The sequence below is a fragment of the Mesorhizobium sp. M1295 genome, from assembly GCF_040318135.1.
Taxonomy (GTDB): Bacteria; Pseudomonadota; Alphaproteobacteria; order Rhizobiales; family Rhizobiaceae; genus Mesorhizobium.
The window spans coordinates 188,687-206,155 of the sequence record NZ_JAMYLU010000003.1; the positions used below are offsets into that span (position 1 = coordinate 188,687).

Annotated in this window: 16 protein-coding genes; 11 read left to right on the top strand and 5 right to left on the bottom strand. The window is 63.3% G+C overall.

The window, feature by feature from the left end; translation table 11 throughout:
• Window positions 1-94 precede the first annotated feature (94 nt).
• Window positions 95-1,186, top strand: coding sequence for a 3-deoxy-7-phosphoheptulonate synthase (locus NKH29_RS06215; RefSeq protein WP_023718240.1), 1,092 nt, complete (start codon window positions 95-97; stop codon window positions 1,184-1,186).
• Window positions 1,187-1,398: 212 nt separating this feature from the next.
• On the opposite strand, the gene NKH29_RS06220 is transcribed toward NKH29_RS06215, so the two are convergent.
• Window positions 1,399-2,508, bottom strand: coding sequence for a Gfo/Idh/MocA family protein (locus tag NKH29_RS06220; RefSeq protein ID WP_023718239.1), 1,110 nt, complete (start codon window positions 2,506-2,508; stop codon window positions 1,399-1,401).
• Window positions 2,509-2,660: 152 nt separating this feature from the next.
• Between NKH29_RS06220 and NKH29_RS06225 the strand changes: the two genes are divergently transcribed.
• Window positions 2,661-3,506, top strand: coding sequence for a MurR/RpiR family transcriptional regulator (locus NKH29_RS06225; protein WP_352999296.1), 846 nt, complete (start codon window positions 2,661-2,663; stop codon window positions 3,504-3,506).
• Here the strand turns inward: NKH29_RS06225 and NKH29_RS06230 are convergent.
• Window positions 3,503-4,396 carry an AraC family transcriptional regulator gene (locus NKH29_RS06230; RefSeq protein ID WP_352999212.1) on the bottom strand — a complete coding sequence of 298 codons (894 nt, stop codon included), beginning with the start codon at window positions 4,394-4,396 and terminating at the stop codon, window positions 3,503-3,505. The genes NKH29_RS06225 and NKH29_RS06230 overlap by 4 nt on opposite strands.
• Window positions 4,397-4,533: 137 nt before the next feature.
• Here NKH29_RS06230 and NKH29_RS06235 point away from each other — a divergent pair, with 137 nt between their 5' ends.
• The 9 genes from NKH29_RS06235 to phnN all read left to right on the top strand — a co-directional run bounded on the left by NKH29_RS06235 (window position 4,534) and on the right by phnN (window position 14,021).
• Window positions 4,534-5,262, top strand: coding sequence for an SDR family NAD(P)-dependent oxidoreductase (locus NKH29_RS06235; RefSeq protein WP_352999213.1), 729 nt, complete (start codon window positions 4,534-4,536; stop codon window positions 5,260-5,262).
• 201 nt (window positions 5,263-5,463) lie between these two features.
• Window positions 5,464-7,398 (top strand): bifunctional 5-dehydro-2-deoxygluconokinase/5-dehydro-2-deoxyphosphogluconate aldolase, encoded by a 1,935-nt coding sequence (locus tag NKH29_RS06240; protein ID WP_023718235.1) that lies wholly within the window; start codon window positions 5,464-5,466, stop codon window positions 7,396-7,398.
• 35 nt (window positions 7,399-7,433) lie between these two features.
• Window positions 7,434-9,278, top strand: coding sequence for a 3D-(3,5/4)-trihydroxycyclohexane-1,2-dione acylhydrolase (decyclizing) (iolD, locus tag NKH29_RS06245; protein WP_023718234.1), 1,845 nt, complete (start codon window positions 7,434-7,436; stop codon window positions 9,276-9,278).
• A gap of 46 nt (window positions 9,279-9,324) precedes the next feature.
• Entirely contained in the window at window positions 9,325-10,242 is a 918-nt protein-coding gene (gene iolE, locus NKH29_RS06250) for a myo-inosose-2 dehydratase (RefSeq protein ID WP_023718233.1), read from the top strand.
• 42 nt (window positions 10,243-10,284) lie between these two features.
• A complete protein-coding gene (locus NKH29_RS06255) occupies window positions 10,285-10,503 on the top strand; it encodes a DUF3329 domain-containing protein (RefSeq protein WP_023718232.1) in 219 nt (72 codons plus the stop codon).
• 2 nt (window positions 10,504-10,505) lie between these two features.
• Window positions 10,506-11,315 carry a 5-deoxy-glucuronate isomerase gene (gene iolB / locus NKH29_RS06260; RefSeq protein WP_352484309.1) on the top strand — a complete coding sequence of 270 codons (810 nt, stop codon included), beginning with the start codon at window positions 10,506-10,508 and terminating at the stop codon, window positions 11,313-11,315.
• Window positions 11,316-11,467: 152 nt separating this feature from the next.
• Entirely contained in the window at window positions 11,468-12,175 is a 708-nt protein-coding gene (locus tag NKH29_RS06265) for a DUF1045 domain-containing protein (protein ID WP_023718230.1), read from the top strand.
• 80 nt (window positions 12,176-12,255) lie between these two features.
• Window positions 12,256-13,395: an alpha-D-ribose 1-methylphosphonate 5-triphosphate diphosphatase gene (locus tag NKH29_RS06270; protein WP_352999215.1), complete on the top strand. Its 1,140-nt coding sequence runs from the start codon at window positions 12,256-12,258 to the stop codon at window positions 13,393-13,395.
• On the top strand, window positions 13,392-14,021 hold the full coding sequence (gene phnN, locus NKH29_RS06275) for a phosphonate metabolism protein/1,5-bisphosphokinase (PRPP-forming) PhnN (protein WP_023718228.1): 630 nt from the start codon (window positions 13,392-13,394) through the stop codon (window positions 14,019-14,021). The genes NKH29_RS06270 and phnN overlap by 4 nt, the downstream gene beginning before the upstream one ends.
• 90 nt (window positions 14,022-14,111) lie before the next feature.
• Here phnN and NKH29_RS06280 read toward each other — a convergent pair whose 3' ends face one another.
• From NKH29_RS06280 to NKH29_RS06290, 3 genes are all read right to left on the bottom strand, one after another.
• A complete protein-coding gene (locus NKH29_RS06280) occupies window positions 14,112-14,642 on the bottom strand; it encodes a DUF2231 domain-containing protein (RefSeq protein WP_023718227.1) in 531 nt (176 codons plus the stop codon).
• Between the two features lie 151 nt (window positions 14,643-14,793).
• Window positions 14,794-15,789 carry an ABC transporter permease gene (locus NKH29_RS06285; RefSeq protein ID WP_023718226.1) on the bottom strand — a complete coding sequence of 332 codons (996 nt, stop codon included), beginning with the start codon at window positions 15,787-15,789 and terminating at the stop codon, window positions 14,794-14,796.
• 23 nt (window positions 15,790-15,812) lie between these two features.
• Complete coding sequence (locus tag NKH29_RS06290; protein WP_352846938.1) at window positions 15,813-17,357, bottom strand: sugar ABC transporter ATP-binding protein; 1,545 nt, start codon at window positions 17,355-17,357, stop codon at window positions 15,813-15,815.
• Window positions 17,358-17,469: the final 112 nt, after the last annotated feature.

Below are 17,469 nucleotides of genomic sequence, written 5' to 3' on the forward strand. Positions count from 1 at the left end.
ATCTGAAGATTGCAGCAGCAAGATCCGAACAGCCGCCAGACCTGGCGGCTTTTTTGTTTCAGCCGGCAGGTCTCCCAATCAGGAGCAGAAAGCCGTGTTGACCACCACAGACGATCTTCGGGTCAAGGAAATAAGGGAATTGAGTACGCCGGACGAGGTGATGCGGGAGATACCGCGCACACTGACGGCGACGCGGACCGTTGCCGCGTCACGCAATGCTATCCATGCCGTGCTGACCGGCACCGACGACCGGCTGGTGGTCGTCGTCGGCCCCTGTTCGATCCACGACCCGGCCGCTGCCGTAGACTATGCCAGCCGCTTGGCATCGCTGCGAGAGAGCCTGTCGGACCGGCTGGAGATCGTGATGCGGGTGTATTTCGAGAAGCCGCGCACGACGGTCGGCTGGAAGGGCCTGATCAACGATCCCGACCTGGACGGCAGCTTCAACATCGACAAGGGGCTGCGGATGGCCCGCAACGTGCTCGCCGCCGTCAACAATCTCGGCCTGCCGGCGGCGACCGAATTCCTCGACATGGCCACCCCGCAATATATCGCCGACCTCGTCGCCTGGGGCGCGATCGGCGCGCGCACGACCGAGAGCCAGATCCATCGCGAACTGGCATCGGGCCTGTCCTGCCCGGTCGGCTTCAAGAACGGCACTGACGGCAATCTGCGGATCGCCGCCGAGGCGGTGAAATCGGCCGCCCAACCGCATCATTTCATGGCGGTGACGAAGGGCGGACGCAGCGCCATCGCGACGACCACCGGCAACGAGGACTGCCACGTCATCCTGCGCGGCGGCATTCAGCCCAATTATGACGCAACAAGCGTCGCGGCTGCCTGCGCGGAACTCGGCCGGATCGGCGTGGCGCCGCGGCTGATGATCGATGTCAGCCACGCCAACAGCAGCAAGAAGCCGGAAAACCAGCCAGGGGTGGCGGCTGACGTGGCTGGCCAGGTCGCGGCAGGCGACGAGCGCATCATCGGCGTCATGATCGAGAGCAACCTCGTCGCCGGCCGGCAGGACGTCGTGCCGGGCAAGCCGCTCGTCTATGGCCAGAGCATCACCGATGGCTGCATCGACTGGGCAGCCACCGAGACGGTGCTTCACGGCCTTGCCGACGCCGTCGAGCGGCGCCGGTCGGTGCGCCGAAGCATGATATCAAGCCGTTCAGGCGCCGCCTGAGCACTTCTCCTTCTCCCCTTGTGGGAGAAGGTGGATCGGCACGCAGCGCCGAGCCGGATGAGGGTGCTGGAAGAAACTCGGCGTAAAATATTGAGGGATTTTAAGCGCTTATTTCTTCGCTGTAGCGATCCGTCCAACACCTCTCATCCGACCGAGCTTCGCTCGGCCACCTTCACCCTCAAGGGGAGAAGGGGAAGCCAGCGCCGGGCTTACTACCGCACAGCGATCCAGCGCTGTTCCGCGAACGAGCGCGCCATCGCGTGCACCGTGCGCTCGATCTCCAGGCCTTCGTCGAAGTCGATGATCCGCGCCGGCTTGCCGGCAAGCCGCGTCAACAGTTCCCGGCATTCGATGATCTTGAGGTCATTAAAGCCAAGGCCGTGGCCGGGCGCCGGCAGGAAGGCGTCGTAAGGCCTGTGGTGCGGGGCAACCAGGACTGTCCGATAGCCTTGCTCCGTCGGTCGGTCGGCTGTCAGATAGAGCTGGAACTCGTTCATCCGCTCCTGGTCGTACAGGATCGAGCCCTTCGAACCAAAAATCTGGATGGCGATCCGGCCCTTGCGGCCCCAGGCCGAACGGTTGACCAGCAACGTGCCGGCAATGCCGTTTTCGAGATGCATCAGGATGCTGGCGATGTCATAGGTCTCGACGGCGCGGCGCCCGCCCGAGGCGACGCGGCGTTCGGCATAGGGCCTGGCCATGTCGCACATGACTCGGGCGACGCGGCCGAACAGTACCGCTATGAGCGACAGCGGATGCACGGCGAAATCGTCGAGCGCGCCGTAACCGGACGCCGCCTCGTGCTTCCAGAAGAACAGCGCCTCCGGATCGGCCATGAAGTCCTCGTCCATCTCGATACGCAGATGGTTGACCTCGCCGATGATCTTCTCGTCGAGCAGCGCGCCGATATGGCGGATCGCCGGGTTCTGAATATAGTTATAGCCCAGCGCGGCAACCTTGCCGGATTTCCGCGCGGCCGCAGCCATCGCTTGCGCCTCCGCAAAACTTGGCGCCATCGGTTTTTCACACCACAGATGCTTGCCGGCTTCGAGGATGGCGATGGCCATTTCCGGGTGGAACTGGTTCGGCGTAGTCAACGAGATGACATCGACGTCGGGATCGTCGACGACTGCGCGCCAGTCGCCGGAGGCCTTGGCGAAGCCGAATTCGCTGGCACGGCGTTTGGCAAGGTCCTCGTTGACCTCGCCCAGATGGACCAGCCTTGGCTTGTCGACATCGGGAAAGACGGTGCCGACCGCGTTCCAGGCAATGGCGTGGCACTTGCCCATGAAGCCCGTGCCGATAAGACCTACCCCGACCATCCGCTTGCCTCCCTCTGTGCAAATTTTGTGTGGATGAATTAATCCATTTTGTTCGCAAATGGAACGCTTGTCTCATTTTTTATGGTGTTCTTGCACAGGCCCGCTATGATGGGGCACAGAGGGAACCGACGATGAGCCTGGGCGGAGCTACGATGGACGAACGGGTGCCGCGCGATTTCGAAACGCTGCGGGCGACGATCCTGGAGCGGCGTCAGAGCCTGCCGAAACGTATCGCCCAGATCGCCGCCTATGCGCTCGACAACCCAGACGATATCGCCTTCGGCACCGCTGCCAGCATCGCCGCTTCGGCCGGTGTCCAGCCTTCGACCCTGATCCGCTTTGCTCAGCAGCTTGGTTTTGACGGTTTCACCAGCCTGCAGCTGGTGTTTCGCGAGCGCCTGCGCGAGCGCAACTCGTCCTATGATGAAAGGCTGGCCGCATTGCGCGCCAAGGCCGAGGAAGGCGCCGGCCACCGGGCGATCTTCGACGGTTTTGTCGCCGCAGCCAGCACCTCGCTCAACGACATTTCGCGCACGCTGAATGAAGACCATTTCGAAGATGCGATCGCCGTGCTGGCCAAGGCGGAAACCATTTACCTGCTGGCCAAGCGACGCTCCTACCCGGTCGCCTCCTATATCGCCTATGCATTGGGCAAGCTCAAGATCCGCAACCAGCTGATCGAATCGGCCGCCGGCCTGAACGCGGAGATGATCGGCTTTGCCTCTCCAAGGGATGCCGTGATCGCCATCAGCTTTTCGCCCTATGCCCCGGCCACCATCGAGGAGGCGCGCGTCATTTCGGAGCAAGGCGTGCCGATCGTGGCGATCACCGACAGCTCCTTTTCGCCGCTCGCCCAATTCGCCAGGGTCTGGTTCGAGGTCGCCGAGGCCGATTTCGCCGGCTTCCGCTCGCTGTCGGCGACGATGGCTTTGGCCATGGCGCTGACCGTTGCCGTCGGCGAGAAGCGGCGCGATAGCGGCCGCAAGCGCACGGCCTAGATCACCTCTATTGCCGTTTCGCCTTCTGCCAAAAGCCGCGCTGCGTCGCGGGCAGGCGGCGACCCGAACTGGCGGGCATACTCCCGGCTGAACTGGGAAGCACTCTCATAGCCGACAGCGAAGGCGACACGCGCCACGTTGCCCGGCTGGGCAATCAGCAGATGGCGGGCTTCCAGCAAGCGGATTTGCTTTTGATACTGGATTGGGCTCATGGCCGTCGCCGCCTTGAAGTGACGATAAAACGCAGCACTGCTCATATGGGCGATCTCGGCCAGATCCCCAACCCGGACCGGCTGATGGGGGTGCGAACGGATCCAGGCGATCGCCCTGCCGATCCGGGACAGATGGCCATCGGCGCGCGCAAGTTCACGAAGCTTTCCGCCCTGGGGGCCTTTCAGGAGCCGAAACAGCATCTCCCGCTCGAGCATGGTCGCGAGCACGGGAATCTCCGCTGGCCGGTCAAGCAACCGCATCATTCGACGCAACGCGTCGAGCAGATCGTCATCAACGGGAGTGGTGGAGAAGAAACTGTCGCCACCGAGGGCTGGCGCGTGCTCGACGAGGAGCGCGGCGACGGCTTGCAGGTCAAGGGTCAAGCCAATGGCCAGATAAGGACGCGCCGCGCTCGCTTCGACTATCTGGCTGATAGTGGGCGTCTCGACAGTGTAGATGAAATAGCTGGCCGGCTTGTAACGAAGAGCCCGGGAGCCGATCAGGACCGTCTTTGCGCCCTGCAATACGAATAAGATCCCCGACCCCCACACACCCGGCAATGGTGCCGTGGCGACTTCGCTGCGGCCGATCGAAACGCGGGGAACCGCCGTTCTTGTTCGTCGCCCGCGCGCATGGCGGCCGGCGATCTCGATCAACTCCTGCAGCGCCTCGTTCATTGCGCCAGCATCGCGCATTCACGCTGGCCGCGCAACAGCGTGAGAGGATTAGGCAAGAGCCTGAGAATTTCCGGCGCGCGGCGCCCGCTGCCTCGCGCCATTTGTGGGTCTTCCACAAGAAAAATGGAGACACCGAAATGACGACTTCGAAGACCGCGCTGGTGACCGGCGCCAACAAGGGTATAGGCCGCGAAATCGCCCGGCGACTGGCGACCATGGGCTTCAAGGTCTGGCTCGGCGCCAGGAGCGCCGAACGCGGCATGGCGGCGGCGCAGGCATTGTGCGCGGAAGGCCTCGACGCAGAGTGGCTTGAGCTGGACGTCACGAGGAATGACAGTGTGAAGGCGGCAGCCAAGGCGCTCGGGCAGGCCAGCCCCTGCCTCGACGTGCTGGTGAACAACGCCGGCGTCGCCATCAATTACGACCTGCCGCCGAGCCAGCAGCGGATCGCCGACATCCAGGCCACCTACGACGTCAATGTCTTCGGCCCGATCCGCGTGACACAGGCATTCCTGCCGCTGCTGCTGGCAGCACCTGCTGCCCGTATCGTGATGGTGAGCAGCTCCACCGGGTCCATCGGCCGGGCGCTCGATCCCGCCACCGCGAATCACGCCGTCAATATGATGGGCTACGGCAGCTCCAAGACAGCCTTGAACGCCATCACCGTGGGCTTCGCCAGGGAGCTCGCGCTCCAGGGCATCAAGGTCAACGCCGCGGCGCCCGGCTATACCGCCACCGATCTCAACGGGTATAAAGGTCAGCGCACGGTGCAGCAGGCAGCCGAGATCGTCATTCACCTGGCGACCCTGGACGCCAATGGCCCGACCGCCGGGTACTTCAACGATGACGGCCCGCTTCCTTGGTAAATCAGCTGGTTTCAGCGGCAGACGCTTGACGTTCGTCTGACTTCAAAGTTTCTCAACGCGCCGGCCTTTGCAGAGCACTTTTCGGCCTTGGGAATGCTCGTTCCATATTGACTATGGATTGGAATTATTATTTCATATTACCGGCGCCACGCTGCCGCTCGCGCGTGTTACCCAAGACAACAAAGCCGATGGGAGGTTCGAATGGGCGAAGCCGTGGAAGCGAGACATGCGCCGCTCGACATCATCACGATCGGCCGTGCGTCCGTCGATCTCTACGGCCAGCAGATCGGCTCGCGCCTGGAAGATATCACCTCCTTTGCCAAGTCGGTCGGCGGCTGTCCAGCCAATATCGCGGTCGGCACTGCCAGGCTCGGCCTGCGCTCGGCGTTGCTCACCCGCGTCGGCAATGAGCAGATGGGCCGCTTCATCCGCGAGCAGCTGACCCGCGAGGGCGTTTCGGTCCAAGGCCTCAAGACCGATCCGGAGCGGCTGACCGCCCTGGTGCTGCTGTCGGTCGAGGATGAGGGCGTCTCGCCGATGATCTTCTATCGCAGCGATTGCGCCGACATGGCGCTTTCGGAAGACGATATCGATGAGGCCTTCATTGCTTCAGCACGCGCGGTCGTCGTCACCGGCACGCATTTTTCACGGCCCAACAGCGACGCCGCGCAACGCAAGGCGATCCGTGTCATGAAGGCCAAGGGCGGCAAGGTGGTGTTCGACATCGACTACCGCCCTAACCTGTGGGGCCTCGCCGGCCATGCCGAAGGCTTCGAGCGCTATGTGAAATCCGACCGCGTCTCGGCGCAGTTGAAGACGGTGCTGCCCGACTGCGATCTCATCGTCGGCACCGAAGAGGAGATCATGATCGCCTCCGGCGCAGACGATTGCCTGAGCGCGCTGAAAACCATCCGCTCGCTGTCGACGGCGACCATAGTGCTGAAGCGCGGTGCCATGGGCTGCATCGTCTATGACGGGCCGATCAGCGACGATCTCGAGGACGGTATCGTCGGCAAGGGGTTTCCGATCGAGGTCTACAATGTGCTCGGCGCCGGCGACGCTTTCATGTCGGGCTTCCTGCGCGGCTGGCTCGGCGAGGAAAGCCTGGCGACGGCCGCGACCTGGGCCAATGCCTGCGGCGCCTTTGCCGTATCGCGGCTGCTCTGCGCACCTGAATACCCGACTTTCGAGGAATTGCAGTTCTTCCTGAAAAACGGCAGCAAGCATCTGGCGCTGCGCAAGGACGAGGCGATCAACCACATCCATTGGGCGACCACGCGCCGGCGCGACATCCCCTCTCTGATGGCGTTCGCCTGCGACCACCGCGTCCAGCTGGAGGACGTCGCGGCAAAGGCCGGCGCCGATCCGTCGCGAATCCCGGCTTTCAAGGTGCTGACGGTCAAGGCTGCGGCAAAGGTCGCGGCTGGCCGCGGCGGCTATGGCATGCTGCTCGACGAAAAATACGGGCGCGAGGCGATGTTCGAATTCGCCCACCATTCCTTCGCCTGGCTCGGCCGGCCGGTCGAGTTGCCGGGTTCGCGGCCGCTTCGCTTCGAGTTCTCGCAAGACATAGGCTCGCAACTGACCGAATGGCCGGTCGACCACTGCATCAAATGCCTGTGCTTCTATCATCCCGACGATCCCGCGGCGCTGAAGAGCGAACAGCAGCAGAAACTGCGCGCTTTGTTCGAGGCCGCGCGGAAAGTGGGGAGAGAACTTCTGGTCGAGATCATCGCCGGCAAGCACGGCAAGCTCGACGACATGACCATCCCGCGGGCGCTTGAGGAACTCTACGCACTCGGCATCAAGCCCGACTGGTGGAAGCTCGAACCGCAGGCATCGACCGGCGCATGGGCAAAGATCGAGGCGGTGATCCTGAAGAACGATCCGTGGTGCCGCGGGATTGTACTGCTGGGTTTGGAAGCACCGCAGGACGAATTGGAAGCGGCCTTCGCCGCCACCGCCAAGGCGCCCATCGTCAAGGGTTTCGCTGTCGGCCGTACCATCTTCATCAACGCGGCCGAACAATGGCTTGCCGGCAAGATGTCGGACGATGAGGCGGTTGCCGACATGGCGTCGCGCTTCGAGAGGCTGACCGAGGCATGGCTTGCCGTGCGCGGCCGCAAAGCAGCATAAGAAGGCGCGGCATAAGGACTGCGGAGGAAAACGACATGACCAAGACAATCCGCCTGACGATGGCGCAGGCGCTGACCCGCTTTCTTGCCCAACAGATGGCCGAGATCGACGGCAAGAAAGTGCCGATCTTCGGCGGCGTCTGGGCAATCTTCGGCCACGGCAATGTCGCCGGCGTCGGCGAGGCGCTCTACCAGGTCCGCGACGAATTGCCGACGTTCCGTGCCCATAACGAGCAAGCGATGGCGCATGCGGCGATCGCCTATGCCAAGTCCAATTTCCGCCGCCGCTTCATGGCGGCGACCAGTTCGATCGGCCCTGGCGCGCTGAATATGGTGACGGCGGCAGCACTTGCGCATGTAAACAGGTTGCCTGTCCTGTTTCTGCCCGGCGACGTCTTCGCCAATCGCATTCCCGATCCCGTCCTGCAGCAAGCCGAGGATTTTTCCGACGGTACGGCGACGGTCAATGACTGCCTCAGGCCGGTGTCGCGCTATTTCGACCGAATCACCCGGCCGGAGCAGATCATGCCGGCGCTCAACCGCGCCATGCAGGTGCTGACCGATCCGGCTGAGTGTGGCCCGGTAACGCTGGCGCTGTGCCAGGACGTGCAGGCCGAGGCCTATGATTATCCCGAGAGTTTCTTTGCCGAGCGGCTCTGGACCCAGCGGCGAGCGCGCCCGGACCGCCAAGAGTTAGCAGCTGCAGTGGCGGCGCTGAAGAGCGCGAAGAAGCCATTGGTGATTGCCGGCGGTGGCGTGCTCTATTCGCAAGCGTCGGATGAATTGGCGAAGCTGGCGCAAGACGCTGGCATTCCGGTGTGCGAGACGCAAGGCGGCAAATCCTCGCTGCCCGACGATCATCCGCTGAACATGGCGGCGGTCGGCGTTACCGGCACTTCGGCTGCCAACAGGCTGGCCGAAGAGGCCGACGTCGTGCTTGCCGTCGGCACCAGGCTGCAGGATTTCACCACTGGCTCCTGGGCGTTGTTCAAGAATTCCGGCAAGACCATGATCGGGCTCAACGTCCAGCCTTTCGATGCCGGAAAGCACCAGGCGCTGCCGCTGGTCGCCGATGCGGCTGAAGGGCTCGCCGAACTCGGTGCGGCGCTGAAAGGCTGGAAAGCTCCTTCTGGCTGGACCGACAATGCGATCAGCGGCAAGAAGGACTGGCAGGCGGATGCCGGCAAGGTGACGGCGTCGACCAATGCCGCCTATCCGTCCGACGCGCAGGTGATCGGCGCCGTACAGCGCGCCATGGGCTCCGGCGTGGTACTGCTCCATGCCGCCGGCGGCTTGCCCGGCGAATTGCACAAGCTATGGCAGGCGGGCGCGCCCGGCTCCTATCATGCCGAATACGGCTTCTCGACCATGGGCTACGAAATCGCCGGCGGCCTTGGCGTCAAGATGGCCAAGCCCGACGAGGAGGTTGTGGTGATGATCGGCGACGGCTCCTACCTGATGCTCAATTCCGAGGTCGCTACGTCGGTGATGCTCGGCCTCAAGCTGACCATCGTGCTGCTCGACAACCGCGGCTATGGCTGCATCAACCGGCTGCAGATGGCGACCGGCGGCGCCAACTTCAACAATTTGCTGAAGGACGCTCGTCACGAGACCTTGCCCGAGATCGACTTCGCCGCGCATGCTGCAAGCATGGGTGCGATTGCCGAAAAAGTGGCGTCGATCGCCGGGCTGGAAACGGCCCTGGCGCAAGCGAAGAAGAATACGCGAACGACCGTGCTGGTCATCGACACCGACCCGCTGGCTTCGACCGAGGCCGGTGGAAGCTGGTGGGATGTCGCAGTGCCGGAAGTCTCGGCACGGCCGCAAGTGAACGCGGCGCGCAAGAAATATGAGGAAGCGCTGAGCGGGCGGCGGTTTTAACGCGCCCGCCAACGCCGCCTCGAATGTCAGAAATTGGAGTGACGACTTGAAAGCCAAACTGGGCATGTCCCCGATTGCATGGTGGAACGACGATCTTGCCGAACTCAGCGATGATGTGTCGCTGGAGGAGTGCCTGCGCCAGTCGCGCTCGGCTGGCTTTACCGGCATGGAAATGGGCCGCCGCTTTCCCAACGATCCGGAAATCATGCTGCCGATCCTGAAAGAGGCCGACGTGACGCTGTGCGGCGGCTGGTTCTCCGGGACGCTGGTCGACGAAGACATGGCGAAGAACAAGGTTCGTATCCAGCCGATGATCGACCTGTTCAAGGCGGTGAATGCGCCCTGCATCGTCTATGGTGAAGTCGGCCGTTCCATCCAGGGCGACCGCTCGAAACCGCTTGCCATCAAGCCGAGGCTGTCGGACGATGAGATGAAAGCCTACGCTAGGCGGCTAACCGAGTTCGGCGAATGGTGTGCCGGGCAAGGCATGCCGCTCTCCTACCATCATCATATGGCGGCGGTGATCGAGACCGAGCCGGAGCTCGACGCTTTCATGCGCTATTCGGGAGAGGGCATTCCGCTGCTGCTCGATGCCGGTCACCTGGCCTTTGCCGGCGGCGATGTGCTGCGCGCGATAGACAACCACCACCGGCGCATCAACCACGTGCATGTCAAGGACGTACGCATGCAGGTGATCCAAAAGCTGGATCGCAACAAGCAATCCTTCCTCGACGCGGTAGCACTTGGTGCCTTCACCGTGCCGGGAGATGGATCGCTGGATTTTGGCGCCATCGTCCAGAGGCTCGCCAACCACGGCTATGAAGGCTGGTTCGTGGTCGAGGCCGAGCAGGATCCGAAGAAGAACCCGCCACTCAAGATGGCACAGGTCGGCTACAAGGAATTGATGCGGGTGATGACGGCGGCCGGCTATACGGTTGAGACACTGGGCTTTCCCAATGCTTGAGAGTTCGCGAGGAAGGGCTGACCCGATGCCGGCGTTTATCCGATGAAAGACTCCGAGCACCCGTTTTTCCGGCCTTTGTGGCGGCGCGTCGCCATTGTCGCGGTCTGCCTGGTCTGGTCGGTGATCGAATTCGCTACCGGCACGCCGTTCTGGGGCGTGATCGCGCTCGGCTTCGCCGGCTATGCGGTCTGGCAGTTTTTCTACCTCTACAAACCGGCCGACGAAGACAAGCCATCGGCAAACGCCAAACCGAAGGAATGACCATGTCGAAGCTGCTCGTCAAAGCCAATAAGGGCCACGGCCGCATAGCCCATGTGACGCCGCAAAACGCCGGCTGGACCTATGTCGGCTTCGATCTGCATCGGCTGAGGCCCGGCGACACCGCTTCCGGGCAAACCGCGGATCGTGAGGTCTGTCTGGTATTCGTCACCGGCAAGGGCAAGGTCAAGGCCGGCGGCAAGGATCTCGGGCTCCTGGGCGAACGCATGTCGCCGTTCGAGGGCAAGCCGTGGTCGGTCTATGTGCCGCAGGGCTCGGAGTGGTCGGTGAGCGCCGATACCGATCTCGAACTCGCCGTGTGCTCGGCGCCGGGGCTTGGCGGCGGTCTGCCGGTCCGCATCATTGCGCCGAAGGATCTCGGCCAGGAGACCCGCGGCAAAGGCACCAACACGCGCTACGTCACCAACGTCCTGCCGGAGGGCGAGCCGGCCGATTCCCTGCTGGTGGTCGAGGTCATCACGCCCGGCGGCCACACATCGAGCTATCCGCCGCACAAGCACGACCAGGACAATCTGCCGGCCGAATCCTATCTCGAAGAGACCTATTACCACCGCCTCAACCCGCCGCAGGGCTTTGCTTTCCAGCGCGTCTACACCGATGCCGACCAGAACGGCTCTCGTTCGCTCGACGAGGCGATGGCGATCGAGGACGGCGACGTCGTGCTGGTACCCAAGGGTTATCACCCCTGCGCCGCCTGCCACGGCTATGATCTCTATTATCTCAACGTCATGGCCGGACCGAAGCGGACGTGGAAATTCCACAACGCGCCCGAGCACGAATGGCTGATGGCCTGACCGTTTCCCCTTCGCTTCTCAACCGCTGGTCCAAGCCGAAAAAATCGTCGGCTAATGACCAGGCTGTGTCGTTTTGTTACCGAAAACGCTGCAAAGCTTCGTCATTTCGTCATGCAAATCGCCTATGGCAGCGGGGCTGACGAGGAACCTCGATGCGCTACGCGATCTATTTCACCCCCCTGCAGGACGAACCGCTGGCGCGGATCGCCGCCAATTGGCTCGGCCGTGATCCCTTCGGTGCCGCCACGAGGCCGGTCGAGGCGGTGGGCGAGTTGTCGGCAGCGGAAGTTGCCTTCCATACCGCCTCGGCGCGCCGCTACGGCTTTCATGCGACGCTGAAGGCGCCCTTCCGGCTGGCTTCAAACGAGACGGAGGCCTCGCTTCGCGCCGCACTCGACGATTTTGCCGAGGCGACGCCGGTGGTGACGGTCCCGCGTCTCGTCGTCAGCCAGATCGACAGCTTTTTCGCGCTCGTGCCGGAAGCACCGCTGCCGGGGCTCAACCGTTTCGCCGATGATGTGGTGCGCGGCTTCGACCGCTTTCGCGCGCCGCTGACAGACGCGGAGATTGAACGCCGCAGCCCCGACTCGCTGAAGCCCGATGAGTTCCGCAATCTCTGCCAATGGGGCTACCCCTATGTCTTCGAGACGTTTCGTTTCCATATGACCCTGTCCGGCCGGGTGTCGTCACAGGAAAGCCCTCGTCTTCGCCTAGCAATCGACAGCCTGTTTGCGGACGTGCTGCAACGGCCGGTGCCGGTGGACGCGCTGACGCTGTTTGTCGAAACTGAGCCGGGTGCGCCGTTCATGGTGCTGTCCCATCACGCGCTCGGGCGCCGCCCGGCCAGAAGAACTGCCTGAGATGACTATTTCCTTTAACCGCATTGTGCGACGCCAATCCATTTTCAGTTGGCTGCAAAATGCTCCGAGGACTGCCTGAAATGACCGCCGAGACCGTTCTTGACAACGCCCGCATCGTGCTTGCCGACCAGATCGTCGAAGGGTCGATCGTGCTGCGCGACGGCGTGATCGCCGACATTGCTCCCCGCGCTGGCCGCAGCGGCGAGGACATGGGCGGCGACTTCATCATCCCTGGCCTGGTCGAGCTCCACACCGACCATCTCGAAGGCCACTACGCGCCACGGCCGAAAGTGCGTTGGAACCCGATCGCCGCGGTGCTCGCCCACGACGCGCAGGTGGCGACCGCCGGCATCACCACCGTGCTCGACGCCTTGCGCGTCGGTATGGACGAGGACGCCGACCTGACGGCCGCCGACATACGCAAGCTGGCCGAGGCGATTGAGGACAGCGTCCAGCAGGACCGGCTCAGGGCCGACCATTTCATCCATCTGCGCTGCGAGGTTTCGGCGCCGGACTGCCTCACAGCCTTCGCCAATTTCGACGGCGACGAGCGGGTCAGGCTGGCGTCGCTGATGGACCACGCGCCGGGACAGCGGCAATTCGTCGATCTCGAAACCTATGCGTATTACTACCAGCGCGAGCTGAAGCTGACCGATCGCGATTTCCAGAAATTCTGCGAAAAGCGGATGGCGGAATCGGCGAAGAACTCGAGCCCGAACCGCAGCTTCATCGCCGCTGCGTGCAAAGAGCGCGGTATCGTGCTCGCCAGCCATGACGACGCAACCGTCAGCCATGTCGATGAAGCGATCGAGCAAGGCGTCCGTGTCGCCGAGTTCCCGACCACCGAGGAGGCGGCTCGGGCTTCGAAAGAGGCAGGGCTCGGCGTTTTGATGGGCGCGCCGAACGTCATGCGCGGCGCTTCGCATTCGGGCAATGTCTCGGCCCGCACACTGGCCGGCGACGGCCTGCTCGATATCCTGTCATCGGACTACATTCCGTTCAGCCTGATCCAGTCGGCCTTTTTCCTCGGCGACGTGGTCGAGGGCATCTCGTTGCCTCAGGCAGTGGCGATGGTGTCGAAGAACCCGGCCGAGGCTGTCGGCCTCACCGATCGCGGTGTCATCGAGCCCGGCCGGCGCGCCGATCTGGTTCGCGTGCGCGTCGACGATCACGTCCCGGTTGTCCGCACGGTGTGGCGGCAGGGACGGCGGGTCGCATGATGGTGTCGGCATCGGTCGAGCGTGAATTGTCCGCCGCGGGATTTCCAATCCGCGACGGCGTCTTCGTCGCCGTCGTCGGACCGAGCGGTGCCGGCAAGGACACGGTGATCGGCTATGCGCGCGCCATGTTTGCCGACGAGAGCCGACTGGAGTTCGTTCGCCGGGTGATCACCCGGCCGAGCGATGCGGCCACCGAGGATCACGATACGCTAGCCGACGCTGCCTTCGTCGAGGCCGAAGCGGATGGCGCCTTCGCGATTTCCTGGGAGGCGCATGGCCTGCGCTATGGCATCCCGGCCGAAGTCGACTGGTCAGTCTCCAACGGCCGTGTCGCGATCGCCAACGTCTCGCGCGCGATCATCCCGACGCTGCGGGACCGCTACGCCAATCTGGCTATCGTCGAGATCACGGCTGCACCGGAGATCCTGGCCGAGCGGCTGGCCTTGCGCGGGCGCGAGTCGCGCGGCGAAGTGCTGGCACGGCTGGCGCGCAGCGCCAATGTGGCGCTGTCCGGACCGGGCGTCACCTCCATCGACAATAGCGGCCCTCGTGAAGCCGCCGGCGAGCGCTTCACCGAGGTGCTGCGCAAGGCCATGGCCTTCTCCGACATGTCGGGCCTCATCTAAGGCGCGCCCATCCGATGCATTCGGGATGGGCGCTACTTGTCTAACCCATATCTTTTTGGAAACCGGTATCCACTGTTCGGGATCATGGCCTCATGCGGCGTGCCGATCCCGACCAGCGTGATGAGTATCCGTGCTAGTGGTTGTCGAAGGCTTCGCTGGTGCATCCGCCGGTGTATCCAGAACTGCAACGTGATGCCGATAGACCATCTCCCAGCCCTTCCAGCCGGTGAACAGCAGTATGCAGACCACTATGAACGACAACAGCGCGCCCCACGGTCGGACCGCGGCCTCGGCGCCTTGAGCATAGCGAAGGTAGAAATTGATCAGAGCCACAACGACCGCGGTCAAGTTGCCCAGCATGTGGTACCAGGCGTCGGACAAGGCGCGAATGCGCGGCTCGTTGAGGAAGTCGATAAAACCAGCTGTCGCAGCGAGAAGCGCCATTACGATAGCTGCCCCGATCAGCCACATCGATGCCCGTGCCCAGAAGGCGTCGGCAGTCCCCCAGAAAACCAGGTCGGTGACAAAGGCACCGACAAGAAACGCGACAGGAAAAGGTATCAGCATCGGGTGGAGGGGGTGAGTTCCTATCTTTGCGGTACTTACTGGATTCATGGGCATGGGACGCCTCCGCGTAGCAAAGCTTAAATAAACGCTCAGATACGGGTTTCGTTCCAAATAGAGATTAACCTGAACTGCTGTCGCGAAGCTCAGGCTGACCTTTTCATGCCTGCCAATGGCAGTCGGCGTATTTCATCCAGCTATTTTTGCGTCATTCCGCGGCAGCACCCGCCACGCCCTTGCGGGTGGCTTCCAGCATCCGCCGCCGCGCCCTGAACACGCCCCATTGCTGGTCGACCAGAACGCCGATGAGGATCACCCCGCCCATCACGGCGAAGTTGAGCGAGGACGGGATACCGAGCAGGTTGACGAGGTTCTGCAACTCCTGCAGCAGCACCGTGCCGAGCAGGACGCCGATCAGCGAGCCTTCGCCGCCGCGCAGCGAGAAGCCGCCGAGCACCGCTGCCGCGATGGCGTAGAGCTCGTAGAACTGGCCGTGGCTCGCCGGCGAGATCGAGCGTGTGTACATGGCGAAATAGATAGCCGACAGCGCCGTCAGCACGCCGCAGATGACATAGGCGGCCATGACGATGCGGCCGGTGCGGATGCCGGAATATTTCGCCGCTTCCTCGTTCTTGCCGATGGCGTAGAGATATCGCCCGAACACCGAACGGTGCAGCACCACCCACATGACGACGGCGATGACGATCAGCGCGATGAAACTGTTCGGCACGCCCCAGGACCGCCCCGCCGTCAGGAACTCGAGTTCCGGGAAGTTCTGTCCGAAGGCAAAGCCGGCGGTGCCGTCGGCGGTATAGAAGCGCGCCACGCCGCGATAGATCAGCAGGCCGCACAAGGTCACCACGAAAGGCTGCAATTTGAGCCGGGTGATCAGCCAGCCATGCGCCAGCCCGATGATGCCGCCGAGCACCAGGATCAGCGGCAGGGCGACCGGCCAGGCCATGCCGCGCGTGGCGATGAAGTCGATGAACAGCACGCCGAGCAGCGCAACCACCGAGCCGACCGACAATTCGATGCCGCCGGTGATGATGACGAAAGCCTGGCCGATCGACAGGATGCCGAACAACCCGATCAGGTTCGAGGTGTTGGCGAGATTGATCGGCAGCAGGAAGCGCGGGTTGATGATCGCTACCACCGCGCCGACCGCCAGGATCAGGATCAGCAGGCCGAGATCTTTCTTGCTCATCGTCGTCTCCCAATGCCGGCGAACTATTTCGGCTGCTTGCCGACCGCCAGCAGCAGCACGTTTTCCTGGCTGAACCGTTCCTTGTCGAGAATGCCGGAGATCTGGCCTTCATGCATGACGGCGATGCGGTCGGAAACACCGATCACCTCCTCCATGTCGCTGGAGATCATCAGCACGGCGACGCCGGCATCGGCCAGCGCCCGCATCAGCCCGTAGATCTCGGCCTTGGCGCCAATGTCGATGCCGCGTGTCGGCTCGTCGAGGATCATCACCTTCGGCTTCATCGCCAGCCATTTGGCCAGCACGACCTTTTGCTGGTTGCCGCCCGACAGCGTGCCGGTACGCGTCTGCACGGAGGGCGCCCTGATGCCCAGATCGGTCTTCTGTTTCTCGGCGGTGGCGGCCTCGGCGCTGGCCGAGACCAGCGAGCGCCGCGAATGCGCCGGCAGATTGGGCAGCGAGATGTTCTGGGCAATCGACAGATCGAGCAGGATGCCGGTCAGCTTGCGGTCTTCCGGGACGAGGAAAATACCGTTGGCCACTGCGTCCGCGGCCGAACCAAGAACCCGATCTTTTCCGTCAAGTTGGAACGAGCCGCCAAAGCTCTTGTCGATGCCGAACAGCACGCGCGCCAGCTCCGTCCGACCGGAGCCGACGAGACCGGCAAGGCCGAGGATCTCGCCATGCCTGACGTCGAGGTCGACGGGCCGGTCGGGATAGGCGGCGGTGCGAATGGCCTTGACCGACAGCGCGACAGAGCCCGGCGGGCGCGCCGATTCTGCGGCCTTCTCCCTCTCCTTGAGCATGCGGCCGATCATCAGCTTGACCATCTGGTCGTGATTGATGGCGCTCTTCGGCAAAGTTCCGGCGAGCATGCCGTCCCTGAGCACGACGACGCGGTCGGCGACGCGCTCGACCTCGTGCAGGCGGTGTGAGATGAAAATGACGCTGATGCCGTCTGCCTTCAGCGCCTTGATGACACCAAGCAGCTTGTCGGTTTCGGCGATCGGCAGGCTCGAGGTCGGCTCGTCGAGGATAACCAGCCTTGCCTTGATCGACAGCGCCTTGGCGATCTCGACCATTTGCTGCTGGGCCAGCGACAGCGCCGATACCGGCGTATCGGCCGAGAAATTGGCGCCCACGCGTTTGAGCAGCGGCGCCGCCAGCGCTCGCAGCCTGGCGCGGTCGACCAGCTTGAGCGGGCCGGCGCGCAGCGGTTCGCGGCCGAAGAAGATATTGGCGGCAACGTCGAGGTTTTCGAACAGGTTGAGTTCCTGGTGGACGAAGGCGATGCCCGAACCGATGCTGGCCTCGACAGTCAGCCCGTCATGGGCGGCGCCATCGACAATGATGGTGCCGGTGTCCGGCCTGGTGACGCCGCCGAGGATCTTCATCAGCGTCGATTTGCCGGCGCCGTTTTCGCCGACCAGGCCGATGACCTCGCCGGGCCTGACCTCGATCGAGAACCCGTCCAGCGCGACAACGCCGGGATAGGTCTTGCGCACACCGTTGAGGCTCAGGAACGGAGCGTCCGTGGATGCAACGATGGATGGGTCGGAATAATTCATCACGCCTGACAGCAGCCGGTGAGCCGTTTTGGACTCAGACTGACGGGCCTCGCGAGGCCCGTCAATAGAACGCCGGCTCAAGGCGCACCTTGAGCCGGCGCAACCTAGTTTG